Raw genomic sequence first — 12,362 nt, forward strand, 5'->3', positions numbered from 1 at the left:
TGGTATTGCGCCATCACCCGCTGCTTGACCGTCTGCGTCTCGGCGTCTGCGGACGCCGAGGCCTCGAACGCGGCTTTTGCGGCATCGGAGATTTCGACCTGGTCGCCCGAACGTCACGCCCCTAGTGCCGGCGCCCGATTGCGCACCGGGTTTACGCCTGGAAGCCGGCGCCTGAGCGAGAGCGCCGTTCCTAGATCGCGCGTAGTGAGGTTTCGACAGGATCGGATCCCCAGAGCTTGGAATGGACATGCAATATTTCTCCGGAATCACCTTTGGGGGCCAAGGCTTGATTCCCACGTCGAATGGCAGTGCCACCGCCTGGTGATGGCGGCTGCGAGCGAAGCGTAGCGCCAGCGTGAAAATGGCGCCGTCAGCCAGCGACGCAGGCATCCAGAAGCTGCAATGAGCCGTTCCCAGCCGGCCATGTTCACTCAAGTGGCGCCACCGGCCGGAGTTCGTAGTGCATCACCATTTTCGTCGTGCAATTGCCTCCTCGGCAGGTGGTGACGCGGAGCGGCTTTTCCACCAATGTCATCGTACCATTGCTGGCTTCCGCGCGGCGCTGCCATTCCAATTGCTCGGCGACATTGATCTCAAGCGGGATCGGCTTGCCGGCCGGTTGGCGGGATCCGGTGCCGGCTCCCGATGCACCGGCCTTGTCCAGGCGGCTCATTTCCTCAACCGCCTTGATCGCTTTGCGCATATCTTCGTCGGAGACCTTGCCCTTCTTCATCGCTGCATTGAACTCACGGCCTGCCCATTCGATCGAGCGGGCGATCGATTTCCTTGCCGCATCGGGATCGCGCAGGGTGGCGGCGCCGCGCTCGATCAGTTCCTCCTCGCTAAGCTGCTTCTGTCCCGGGTGGATATCGGGTCTCACCAGTGGCGCGAGTTCCGGATCTGGTTCCGGAACCAGTGGCGCCAAATCCGGGTCTGGCTCCGGCACCAGCGGCGCGAGATCGGGGTCGGGCTCGGGAACCAACGGTGCGAGGTCTGGGTCTGGCTCTTGAACCAGAGGCGCGAGTTCCGGATCGGGCTCTGGAACCAGCGGTGCCAATTCAATGCCGTCGATCGTGCTGCCGCCCTGCTCCTGCGCGAACGCCGGCACGGATGAGATCAAGCCCAGGCATCCAATCGTCACAGCCGCGAGCCGATACGGCGTCGCTCGGGTGTTGCCATGCGTCATTGTTCCCATACCCTTATCGCAGCGTTGCGGCGCACGAGCGGTTACGCCGGCGCCAACGGATTTCAGATCGATCCGCGATGGCGGTCGCGTCCCGTGTTCGGCATGGGCGTGGCGTCAAAACGCCGTGAAACCCTACCTTCGCCAGGAATTCGCCAAGGTTCTGGGCCGGAAACCCGAGAGTGCGGAAAAAGCGCACTGCCAGGGAATAATGGCTTTCACAGCGGGATCGGGGTCCGCGGCGGGGATGCACGACTTCAGGCGATAGCGACACCGCGTGTTCCAAGGCCTCTGCAAACCCAACGGGCGGCTTCCAGGCTAACTGATCGATCGTTTGCGCGACCCGAAGCCAAGGGCGGTATTCGCGGTATGCGGTATCTGCAATTCCGCAGTCGCGCGGGAGCGGCCGGGTGACGACGATGCCTTCGAGCAGGCGCTGTCACGTGGAAAGTTGGCTCGGCCTGCGCCGCGCAAGCCGACCATCGGCACACCGACCCCGCCTACATCTCCCCCGCAAGCCAACCGTATGGAGCCGGCAGGTCACGGGGATGCCGATCCGCAACTGCCAACCGGTCTCCCGGCAATGTCGCGTGCAATGCCCATGCTCACTGGAATTGTGAAAGTGACGCCTCAAGCCGTGCGGGACGCCACCCTCGCCTGCCTGAAAGTCGTGTGCACAGGGCCGATCGCGCCGTCCGCTATACACGCCTTGGGTTGGACGACCACTCTTGGTCCGTCGGAGCAGTATTTCCATTTCACCAAGGGCCCGGCAGCGCCCAGATCCGGACCGGAAAGAGCGGCATGGAGGCAACAGCATGCACTGTCTCCGGCGTTGTCAGCGGAACGACAGAGCAGGCGGCGGTGGAGCAGGCCCTAGTTATCCGGTTCGGCCCGGCGCACAGGCGACCGGTCGCCTGGCTCCTTCGGCTCGCGCAAGTAGACGACGGGTACCGCCGACATGCTTTTGAGCTTCGCCCAACTCTCCCAGGGCGGCGCCTGGCGGGTACTAATCATCATGGCCCCTTCACAGACATTCGACAAATAGCATCGTCCTGTCAGTCGGCTACGGACGACCCAGGATCAGACTGTTGTCTAAATAATATGGAGGCGAGGACGGCTCGCCTCCATATTTCCTTGCCCGTCCTTGTGGGTTAGTCCTGGGACGCCAGCATATAGGCGATCTCGAGGGCAACTGCAGCAGCATAGGGCGAGTCATAATTGCCGAGGATCGAATAGGCCCAGCCGGTTTCCCAGACGATGCCCGAACGTCCGTCGATTCCGGAAAAAGGGGCCGCCGCCGCCATGCCCACGAATGGTCCTGTCGTGGAAGCGGTTGAACGTGAAGCCCATGCCATATTTTTCGCGCACACCAAGACCGGTGACCTCGAGCCCGTGTGGAACCGCCATCGTCATCTGCTTGGTCATCTCACGTGACATCAGGCGCCCTCGCGCAAGGCGCGCAGATAGGCGGTCATGTCGGCAACCGTGGAATAACCGCCGCCGCACGAATTGCCGCTGTGCCCGGCAACCCGCGAGCGGTCGGCAACGCGATCCTCAAGCGCGAGTACGTCGCCGAGCTGCAGCTTGTAGCCGATCGCACGCAACGGCGCGGAATCCGTGTTCAGGAAATGCGCGCTGCGCCGCATGCCGGCCGGGGCATAAATGTGTTCGGCCAGCTCGCTCCACCAGTCGCGACCGGTCACCTTCTCGATGATCGCGCCGAGCAGGACATAGCCCTCATTCGAATAGGCATAGCGCGAACCGGGTTCGAAAAACGGTGCCGCATCCCAGAAGCTGGGCACGATATCCGAGACGCGGGCATAGTCCGTGTCGCGCGAAAAGCCCGGACGGCTCCACAAATCCCCCAGTCCCGCAGAATGGGTGAGCAGGTGACGGACAGTGACCTTCTCGGCGGCGGCGCGATTTGCGTATTCGGGAAGGATGTCGATCACACGCGCGTCGAAGCTCAGCCGCCCTTGCTCGACGAGTCGTCCCACCAGGATTGCGGTAAAGCTCTTGTCGGCGGATCCAAGGTTGAAGCGATGCTCGATGCTGTTGCGTTCGCCAGCCTCCTGATCCGCGAAACCGAAGGCGGCATCGACCAGGGTTTCGCCGTCTGGCGCGACAACGCGAACGGCGCCGGAAAACTCGTCATGGATCGCAGCGAACCGGATCCGATGCAGGATGGCCTCACGCAGCTTCGAGCGGGAAACCGGTACCTCGATGAGCCGCCGCGCATAGGACATGGGCGTCGCCATGTCCGGAAGCCCATAGAGTTTGGAGGCATCATCTCGGTCAGGCCGCAATTGTGCAGTCCTGACCTTGCCTCCCTTACTCGATTTGACCTTGAGCAGCAGCCGGCCCGGTTCTGCGGCGACGTCGAGAAGCGACAATCCGCCAGAGCGCAGGCTGATCCCGTCAAGAAGCCGGGCGGCTTCTTCGAGCGGCTGGCGCTTCAAGCCCGCCGGTGACATGTGAAGCGCGAGCCAGGCACGGCGATCTTCCGCGGAACCGTTGATCGCGCGAATGAAGGAATCGGCGACGGGAGGTGTTGCCGAGGCCGCCAGCAATGGGGTTGGCATCATGGTGGTGATCGCCGCTGCCTTCAGCAGCGCACGGCGATCGGAAGCAAAGTCGGTGGCCATGTTTCTCTCCGGATAGGTCAGGTGTAGTCCGTCTCCATCCGCGCGCGGCGACGCCGCGACGGAACGTCAATCCGGCGTGAATTCGCTTCGATCCTGCTTGATTTGGCGGAGCCGGCTCAGCCTAGCCCGCAAGTGCTCATTGCGATCCGGCTTTCACCCCACTTTCACGCCGCCGAGCGACGGGATCGCCAAGCCGGGCGGCATGCACGCTTCCACCATATCAAGGTTAGGAAGAAACGATCATGAAGACCCTTATCGCGGCGACCGGTCTCGTCGCCCTTTCCCTGCCCGCGCAGGCGAACGCGCAGGACACAGGGTTCAGCGGACCGCGCGTTCAGCTCGACATCGCCTATGATCAGCTCGATGCGTCCGATGACTATGTGGATCTGCCGCGCCACTTCAACACGGCCACCATCGGCATTTCCGCCGGCTATGATCATATGGTCACGAAGGGCCTGCTGGTCGGCGCCGAACTCGGCTTCGGCAAGCCGCTCGGCGACAAGCAGATCGCACATCTGGGTAGCGACTCCCTCACGGCGAAGCCCGGCCGCGAACTCTATGCCGCAGCGCGGATCGGCACGCCGGTAACCCGCAGCACGCTCCTGTTCGCATCGGCGGGCTATTCCAATGCCGGCCTGAACGTCGTCTACCACTCGGGTCCGGATCGCTATCAGATCAACGGCACCAAGGGCGGCTTCCTCTGGGGTGGCGGCGTCGAGCAGAAGCTGGGCGGCAGCACCTATGTCTCACTCGCCTATCGCGGCGCCCATTATGGGGATTATCGTTACGCCCTGGGTGCACATCGCGCGCAGGTTCGTCTCGGCGCCGGCATGCGCTTCTAACAGATGCATCCTATCCCCGCTCGCGGTGACGCGGGCGGGGATCTCCGCACTCGGACCCGGCCCGTTCTAACCCTGGTGCAGCCCAAGACGTTCGATCACACCGGCCAGATATCGAGGTCCCACGGAAAGAGCGAGGCCATTCGCCAGGATGATGCGGCCTCCCCGCGGCGTCTTCCGGAAATCCCTGACCAGCTCGAGCCGGACGAACGCCGACCGGTGCACGCGCGGCAGCTGCGCCGGGTCGAGCACGGCCTCCAGTGCATCCATGGTGGAGCGGAGCATATAGGAGCGTTGCGGGCCATGCAGCGTGACATAGTCGCGGTCGGCGCGGATCATCTCGATCGACTCCACCGGCACGCGGACCATCATTCCGCGCTCCTGGACCCACAAGTCGGTGCGATAGCTGCTCTGCTCCACCGCCGCAGTGCCTGGCGCAGCAAGCCTCTCACTACGTCGCAGCACGGCACGGACACGGGCCAGCAGCTCACGCAGTTCGAACGGCTTTCCGACATAATCGTCCGCACCCAGTTCCAGCCCTACCACGCGGTCGATCAGGTCGGTGCGTGCCGTCAGCATGATGATCGCAGCATCATGCTTGTCGCGAAGCCGCCGGGCGATACTGAACCCATCCTCGCCAGGCATGTTCACATCGAGGAGGATTGCATCCGCCCGCCGTTCGAGCAGCAGAGCGTCCAGCGCTGCGGCGCCATCCGCTTCCGAGGTGTGGAAGCCGTGGATGCGCAGATAGGACGCGACGGAATCGCGCAGATCCGGTTCGTCATCGACGACGATGATATGCGGCGCGCGCCTCATGCCCGCGCGCTCGCATCGGCAACTTGCGCGAGCAGAGCGCGCAAGGCCGCCCGGGTGAAAGGCTTGTCAAGGCACGGGCGCCCGGCACGCGCCAGGAACCGGGCGGCGCTTGGGCTCAGCGTGTCGCCGGTGGAGAAGGCGAAGCCGCGCAGCAACTCGGGGCGCGCGCGCTGCAGCCACCCGAACAGCGCGGTGCCATCCATGTCCGGCATGCGCAGATCGGAGATAATCAGGTCGAACTCGCCATCGCGTAGATGCCCCTGCGCCTCGATGCCGCCGCCGACGATGGTGCAGCGAAACCCTTCGAGACCAAGCAGATCGGCCAGGGCTTCGGCGATGTCACGTTCGTCGTCGACGATGAGCGCGGTTCGCCCGTTTTGCATCGCCTGGACGTCGGGCTTGCTTTCGCTCTGCGGCGCAGCGACGGCGCCGATCGGCAGCGACACCCGGAAGCAGGCACCGCCGCCGGGCCGATCGAGCACCTCGAGCCGCCCGCCATGCGCCTCGACCAGGCCGAGCGAGAAGGACAGGCCGACGCCCGTGCCCTTCTCCTGGGGTTTGGTCGTGAAAAAGGGTTCGAAGATGCGGCGCTGCAGCTCCGCCGGCACGCCCGGGCCGGTATCGGCCACTTCCACAACGACGGTGCCGGGCTCCTGCCCCGCTGCCGTGGTTACGCTAAGTTTCCGCTTGCCGGCATGCCCTTCCATCGCCTGTTGCGCATTGACGATCAGGTTCATGAACACCTGATGCAGCTGATCGGAGTCCGCCATCAGCGCGGGCAGATCGGCGCTCAGTCGGCGATCGAGCAACACGCCCGAGGAACGCAGGCCATATTCGGTCAGGTCGAGCGCCGCCGTCACAACCTCGTTGATCGAAACCGGCGCATGCCTGGGGCTGCGTTGCCGCGCCATGGCAAGGAAGGTCTGGACGATGCGGGCGGACCGTTCGGCGGCGCGACGGATCTTGCCGACGCGATCTGCTTCCGGACTGCCCGCCAGCTGATGTTCGAGCAGCTCGGCCTGGGCGAGAATGATCGCCAGCGGATTGTTGAGCTCATGGCTCACGCCGGCCAGCAACGAGCCCAGGGCGTTCAGCTTCTCCGACTGATAGAGTGCCTCGCGGGAACGCTCCAGCTCCCGTTCGGCGCGCTTGAGCGCCGTGATGTCCACATCAAACCCCGCCACCCGCGCCGGCATGTCGGGATCGGGGCGCACGGGAAAGCGCATCGCCAGCACTGTCTCATCTCCCGCGCCGAACTGCTGTTCGCTAACTTGCAGCGTGTCCCGCCGCAACGCTTCCTTCTCCAGCTGCTCGATCTGGCAGGCGAGCGGTTTTGCGAGCAGGTCGGGAGCCGTCCTGCCGACGATTTCCGTGGCCGGCCGGCCCAGCCTGCGTGCGATTTCCGGGTTGGCGACGAGATAGCGGCCCGCGGCGTCCTTTAGATAAATGCCGATCGGGGCATGCGTCATGATCGTGTAGAGCAAGGCGTCGCTCTCGCGCCGGGCGGCCTCGGCACGGGCCCGCTCCAGCGTCGCCCAGGTGCGTTCGGCCACCTCTGCCACCAGCTCGACATCCTCGCTCGACCAACTGCGCAGGCTGCTCTGCTGGACAGACAATATCGACACCAGCCGATCGTTCTTGATGAGGGGGACGGTGATCGCGGAGACGATGCCATAGGCGGTACAGGCCGCGCGGCCGACTTCGTCGAGCTGTGGGCTGTCCAGACCGTTGTGCATCCAGATCTCGCCCCGGCGATGGGAGCTGGTAATTGCCTTCCCAAAGGACTCGAACGGCATGCGGCCGGCGATCTCGGGCACACTGCCATCGGTCCAGTGACCGCGCGCGAGCATATCAACCGTCGAATCGTCGAGCTCCATATAGCCGACCCGGCTGGCGCCGAAATGTTCGCCAAGACGCCGCGAGGTCTGGTGCAGGATGACGTCGCAATCGACTTCGTTGCGCAGCCGGTCGCGTAGCGTGCCGAGAAACCCCTCATGGGAGAGCCCGGAGCCGGCATTGGGAGTTTGCGCATGCGTCATTGGGCAATTTCCGTAGAACCGGTCGGGCGGAGCGGGATGTTGCAGGTGTTCGATACCATGTGCCACTCCATGGCCCCGTCAATCTTTCCCTATCCACCGATTGGCGATCAGTCGTCGGATACCCGACGAAAGGCAGATCTGGCCCGACTAAAAGCAGGTCGTGAAGACAGCTAAGGGCAGCGGCCGCTGCCCGCCGGCAATTCGTCGCCGCGGATCTGCCTTTGAACGCGCGCCCGTCGCGTGATCGATATCCGGCTGCCCTCCCCCGCAGCCCCGCCTACCGCGCCGCAAGGGTCCATGCATCGGGCCTTCAAAAGGAGGCTGACGTGCCTGGGACGTGGGAACTGCGCCTGCTCGATGGATTCCAGCTGCTGCACGATGGCGCGCCGGCTCGACTGACCGTTCGCAAGGCGGCGGCGCTGCTCGCCTTCCTCGCGCTCCAGAACCGACGCGCGGCCAGCCGCGAAACCATTGTCGCGATGCTGTGGGAATATGTGGATCGCTCGCAAGGGCTGGTCAGCCTGCGCCAGGCGATAGCCTCGCTGCGGAAGCTGCAGGACGGCGTGCCTCCCCTGCTGATCTTCGAAGGCGACATGATCGCGCTGTCCGACGCAGTCGAGATCGACTGCGTCCGGTTCGAGACACTCTGCGACGGAGATCTCGCGGCCCGGCTGACGGCATGCGGGCTCTACGGCGGCGATCTGCTCGCGAACTTCCATCTGCGCGATGGCGATGCGTTTCACGAATGGCTCGCCATCGAGCAGGCGCGCCTGCGCAATCGCTGCGTCGCGCTCCTGGCCGGCATCACGGAGCAGGGAGTCGCCGAACTCTCGGACCATAACATGGCCGTCACCGCGGCCCTCCGACTGCTCCGGATCGATCCGTTCAACGAACCCGCACACCGCGGACTGATGCGGATCTATCACCGGCAGGGGCGCACGGCGCTTGCCATCCAGCAGTTCCGTAGCCTGGTCGCCCTGCTCCGCAGCGAATTGCAGGTGGCGCCGGAAAGCGAGACGGTCGCGCTCTACAACCTGCTCATGCACCACCGGCGTGACCGGTCCCATGAACGATTGGCCAGCACCGATCAGCGCCCCAATCCGGGCACCGTCAGCACCCTACGCCCGGCGTGGCGCGGGGCATTGCACCCTGCAACGCCCGCTGCCCTGGGCTGGGAAGACAAGGGAGATTCCGGCTTTCACGTCGGCTTCACGCTCCGAAGCAGCGCCCTGGATCGGTTCACGGTGCAACCCATGCAGCGATCGCTGGTGGCGGTTGCAACGCGTAGGAGTGGGAAGTGAAGATCGAAGCATGGGGACTTAAGGGAGGCGCAGCGTTGCTGGCGCTGATGATCACCGCGCCATCCACGGCGCAGACCGCGCCGACAGGTTCCGACGAGTTCGAGGCGGCGCTCGGCAAGACCCCGGTGCCGAGGACAAGACCTGTACCCTCCCCCTCGTCCAGACTTGGCTCGCGAGGCGCGGCAAGCTCAAGCATCGCGCCTGCCGGCGCGCTTCCGTCACACTGGATCGGCGTCAAGAGCATCGATGGTCAGGCTTGGACAAGGGCCACAAGCGAGGCGAGAGAGGGTGTGCTGGACCCCTTCGCGTTCGTGGAAAAGTTCTACGGTCCCTTGCCGGTCCCGCCCGGCTTCAGGCCGGTACGGTGCATGAACCGGTTGGGAGATCTCATCTTCACGTCCGGCCTCTCGGTGTCTGCGGAATATGACCAGAAGTTCGCGCAGCCTCGGGACAGCTATTCGCGGGTCGGCTCGATCGGGATCACGGGTCTCTACAGCTGGGCCGATCAGACGGGAAAGCGCGTGATGGCCAGGAAGATGCAGGAAATGGAGAGCTTCTATGGCGCCAACGGCTTCAGCCGGCTGCCGGGCGATCGCCTTGCCCGCATCCTATACACGCGTAGCGACTTCGTCGCAGGCACGACCTTCGAGCTGCGTCACAATGTCACGGTCGAAAAGGACCTATGCGCCGAATCGCTGCCATTGGGGCCCTTCGTTCGGATACGTCTGAAAGCGCCGCCGCTCGGCAAGGCTCCCATACGCGCGGAGAAGCCTGCCCGCTGGGGTAGCTGGTAGCTGCCGAAGTTACCAGGCGGCAACGCCTTCCCGGCAATTCATGCGGTCAGCCGCAGCGCTTGGGATTGGTTCGATGGAGCCGAAGCAGGAGACGGCTGTCCTTCCCGGCTCCCAGCCGGGAAATCCGGATTTCCAGTTCCTCAATCCGCGCAAACCGCCGAAACAGTGCCTCGGCGATACTCTCACCGAGGCACTCCGGGCTGACGCCTCCGCTTTCGTGCGCCGTTGCGAGGGTTGTCTGCACAAGATCGCGATAGTGCACAGCATAGGGTGAGGACCCCATATAGCCGGCGCTGCCAGGCACGAGCGCTTGGACATCGATGCCGAGCGGGAGGACCTGCTCTGGCCGACCCTCAGATCCGCCGGCATGCAGGACGCGCAGTTTCTCGGCGTTCAGGACCGTGAACACTGCGCGTCTCCGTCGCCGCCTGCGTCAGCCGCCGCAGCGCTTCTGGCCCTGCAGCGTCTGTAGGTGCTGAAGGCGCAGCGCGGCCGGCATCGGCGTGCTCGCCTGCTCCCACATGCGCTGCATCTTCTCCTGCATCTCGCGGGCCGCCGCCTGTTGCTGCGCGACGAGCTTCTTCGACTTGCCCGCTTGGCCGGTCGCCGCGCTGGCCGCGGCACCGATCAGGCCGGACAGCAACCCGCCGCCCGGCACCACGCCGGCGATGCCCGAGGCTATCGAGCTCATGGCCTGGCCTGACTGCGCGTTCTTTACGATCTCCCCGGTCCGCGCCGTGGTCTCCGAATTGAGCCGCTGAACCGCCTCGGCATTATCCTGCATCCGGACAGCATCCTCGCCGAGCCGAACCATCAGCCTATCGATTTCCGCCTGGAGCTGCGGGCAGCTCAGCGCCTGATCCTCGGCGCGGACGATGGTCCCCTGCTGCGATCCTTCCTGCGCCTTGGGCACATCCTGTCTCGCCATGGCGGGCTGGGTGCCAAGCGCAGTGGCCAAGAGCATCAGGGTCAACGCGCGGCCGCGATGAAAATGGCCGACGGGAAGCGAAACAGGGTGCATCGGATTTCTCCTGCTTGAGACTGGCTGAAGGGAGCGTCGGTATGGGGCGGCGCCGGGGGTCGGGGGTGGCGCCGCCCCGGGGTCTTCAGCCTGCGCGGCGGAAGACCCAATTCACCGGTCCATCGACCAGACGCATCCGCGTCGGCTCGAGTGTGACCGCATAGGTTTCGCTGGAGCCGGCCAGCGCGGCACTGCCCTCGCCGCCACAGCTCTTGCTCCAGCTCTCGGTGCCGCCAGTCACCTTGAACAGGATGCGGCCGCCCGCCTGCTCGATCTGCCCGGTCTTCCGGGTCCGGGTCGTCTTGAGGCAGGTGCCGTTCGGCGTTTCGGGATGGCGCTTCTCGATGCTCCAGCTGAACTGGCCGTTCGGCTGGATGTCGAGCGCCATCGAGCGGCTGACCTGCATCGGCACCGGCTCGGTAACAATGGTGGTGCGGGTGGCCGAATATTGCCCGACCGATCCACCAAGGTTGGTGCCGGTGCTGAGACCATAATTGGGCTGCAGCTTGAACCTGGGCGCGAGCACTAGTTCGAGCCCGCTGCTCGACTGCGTCCAGTGCCCGATCGGCGAGGATGCGGGCGCCGCGGTGCCGGTCAGCGCGAAGGCTGTAAGCAGCCCGGCGGCGGAAAGCGCAGCCAGCGAAAGGGTCTTCTTCATGATCGTCCTCCGAATGGTTCGGCCTGCAGGGGTTCGCGTGAGCGGTGGGCCGGGTTGAAAATCTCAGGGCAGGATCCCGATGCGCCGGGTGCATGGGCCCTGGTACCGGCTCTCCAGCGCGATCTCGGTCACCTCGCCGGGCTGGCCGGCGGGCGTGACCTCCAGGCGCAGCACCGCTGTCAGGACATTGCGGAAGTCGCCGTCGATCGTTCCGTTGAGCGCTACCGTGGCGAGCGGGTTGGAGCAGGTGGCGGCGATCGCATAATGATCGCCCTCGCGACGCAATTGTCGTTTGCAGGCGCGGCTCCGTTCGATGCCGAAGCGCTCGGCCAGATCATAGTCGGGACCGACACAGGTCTCTTCCGGATCGTCGATGCCACCGTCGGTCATCGCGACCGACAGCCAGCGTCCGGGACGGAGCCGGGGCAGGCGCACCGCCTCCCCCTCCTGTGCGGCAGAAGCGGCGGGAGCGCCTTCTCCTCCTTCGCATGCCGATAGGCTGAGGCCCATGCCCGCGGTGAACAGAACACCCGCCGCAACCTTCATGGCGCCGCTCCGTCAGCGACGGGTCGGGGCGGACAGGCGCGCCGGTTCCTCGCCATCGGTAAGACCGATCCAGAGCAGGAAGCCCAGTGTCAGCGGCAAGGCGAGCGTAGCGACGGTGAGCGTCGCCCCACCGAGCACGATCGCGAGGGCGAGCCCGGCCGGGGTCATCGCGCTCACCGCCGTGGCGAAGCCCAGGCCCCCGCAAAGCGCGCACAGCGCCGCCGGGCCGAACGCGATCCACGGCGTGCGGTCCATGTCGCGCAGCCGGCCCATCGCCAGGCAGGTCCAGGGATAGAGCAGGACCAGCGGGACGATCATGCCGAGCAGTGGAATGATCGACAGCACCAAGCCCACCACGAACAGGACCGCGCCCGCGATCCAGAAATCCGTCCGTGCCACGGTCTGGTTCGGGCTGGTCAGCATGGGAAGGAGTTCGTGCATGAGGATGGGTCCTTGTCTTCGGGATCGCTTTCGGTTCCCGTTTCGCAGCAGCCCTCGTCATCGCGGGGCGGAGCGGCGT

At 65.1% G+C, this 12,362-nt stretch carries 13 protein-coding genes; 3 read left to right on the plus strand and 10 right to left on the minus strand.

From position 1 onward, the window contains the following. Positions 1–427: 427 nt before the first annotated feature. The 3 genes from O3305_RS06940 to O3305_RS06950 all read right to left on the minus strand — a co-directional run bounded on the left by O3305_RS06940 (position 428) and on the right by O3305_RS06950 (position 3,828). Entirely contained in the window at positions 428–1,186 is a 759-nt protein-coding gene (locus O3305_RS06940) for a hypothetical protein (RefSeq protein ID WP_269575741.1), read from the minus strand. Between the two features lie 1,148 nt (positions 1,187–2,334). After that, complete coding sequence (locus tag O3305_RS06945; RefSeq protein WP_269575742.1) at positions 2,335–2,487, minus strand: hypothetical protein; 153 nt, start codon at positions 2,485–2,487, stop codon at positions 2,335–2,337. 132 nt (positions 2,488–2,619) lie between these two features. After that, positions 2,620–3,828, minus strand: a complete 1,209-nt coding sequence (locus O3305_RS06950) for a serine hydrolase domain-containing protein (protein WP_269575743.1) — start codon at positions 3,826–3,828, stop codon at positions 2,620–2,622. A gap of 242 nt (positions 3,829–4,070) precedes the next feature. On the opposite strand from O3305_RS06950, the gene O3305_RS06955 reads away from it, so the two are divergent. Continuing rightward, positions 4,071–4,670 carry an outer membrane protein gene (locus tag O3305_RS06955; RefSeq protein WP_269575744.1) on the plus strand — a complete coding sequence of 200 codons (600 nt, stop codon included), beginning with the start codon at positions 4,071–4,073 and terminating at the stop codon, positions 4,668–4,670. A 66-nt stretch (positions 4,671–4,736) separates the two neighbouring features. On the opposite strand, the gene O3305_RS06960 is transcribed toward O3305_RS06955, so the two are convergent. Beyond that, the gene (locus O3305_RS06960) at positions 4,737–5,483 is read right to left on the minus strand and encodes a LytR/AlgR family response regulator transcription factor (protein ID WP_269575745.1); all 747 of its coding nucleotides are present in this window, start codon (positions 5,481–5,483) and stop codon (positions 4,737–4,739) included. After that, positions 5,480–7,522, minus strand: coding sequence for a hybrid sensor histidine kinase/response regulator (locus tag O3305_RS06965; protein ID WP_269575746.1), 2,043 nt, complete (start codon positions 7,520–7,522; stop codon positions 5,480–5,482). Before O3305_RS06965 ends, O3305_RS06960 begins: the two co-directional genes overlap by 4 nt. A gap of 326 nt (positions 7,523–7,848) precedes the next feature. Between O3305_RS06965 and O3305_RS06970 the strand changes: the two genes are divergently transcribed. Next, a complete protein-coding gene (locus O3305_RS06970) occupies positions 7,849–8,823 on the plus strand; it encodes an AfsR/SARP family transcriptional regulator (protein ID WP_269575747.1) in 975 nt (324 codons plus the stop codon). Beyond that, on the plus strand, positions 8,820–9,617 hold the full coding sequence (locus tag O3305_RS06975; RefSeq protein ID WP_269575748.1) for a hypothetical protein: 798 nt from the start codon (positions 8,820–8,822) through the stop codon (positions 9,615–9,617). Before O3305_RS06970 ends, O3305_RS06975 begins: the two co-directional genes overlap by 4 nt. A 46-nt stretch (positions 9,618–9,663) precedes the next feature. Here O3305_RS06975 and O3305_RS06980 read toward each other — a convergent pair whose 3' ends face one another. From O3305_RS06980 to O3305_RS07000, 5 genes are all read right to left on the minus strand, one after another. Then, positions 9,664–10,026, minus strand: a complete 363-nt coding sequence (locus O3305_RS06980; protein WP_269575749.1) for a tunnelling fold family protein — start codon at positions 10,024–10,026, stop codon at positions 9,664–9,666. Positions 10,027–10,050: 24 nt separating this feature from the next. After that, positions 10,051–10,638, minus strand: a complete 588-nt coding sequence (locus tag O3305_RS06985; RefSeq protein WP_269575750.1) for a hypothetical protein — start codon at positions 10,636–10,638, stop codon at positions 10,051–10,053. An 85-nt stretch (positions 10,639–10,723) separates the two neighbouring features. Then, a complete protein-coding gene (locus tag O3305_RS06990) occupies positions 10,724–11,296 on the minus strand; it encodes a hypothetical protein (protein WP_269575751.1) in 573 nt (190 codons plus the stop codon). A gap of 63 nt (positions 11,297–11,359) precedes the next feature. Continuing rightward, positions 11,360–11,731: a DUF3617 domain-containing protein gene (locus O3305_RS06995; protein WP_269575752.1), complete on the minus strand. Its 372-nt coding sequence runs from the start codon at positions 11,729–11,731 to the stop codon at positions 11,360–11,362. 123 nt (positions 11,732–11,854) lie between these two features. Then, complete coding sequence (locus tag O3305_RS07000; RefSeq protein ID WP_269575753.1) at positions 11,855–12,283, minus strand: hypothetical protein; 429 nt, start codon at positions 12,281–12,283, stop codon at positions 11,855–11,857. Positions 12,284–12,362 lie beyond the last annotated feature (79 nt).

The sequence above is a fragment of the Sphingomonas sp. NIBR02145 genome (assembly GCF_027359115.1).
GTDB lineage: Bacteria > Pseudomonadota > Alphaproteobacteria > Sphingomonadales > Sphingomonadaceae > Sphingomonas > Sphingomonas kyeonggiensis_A.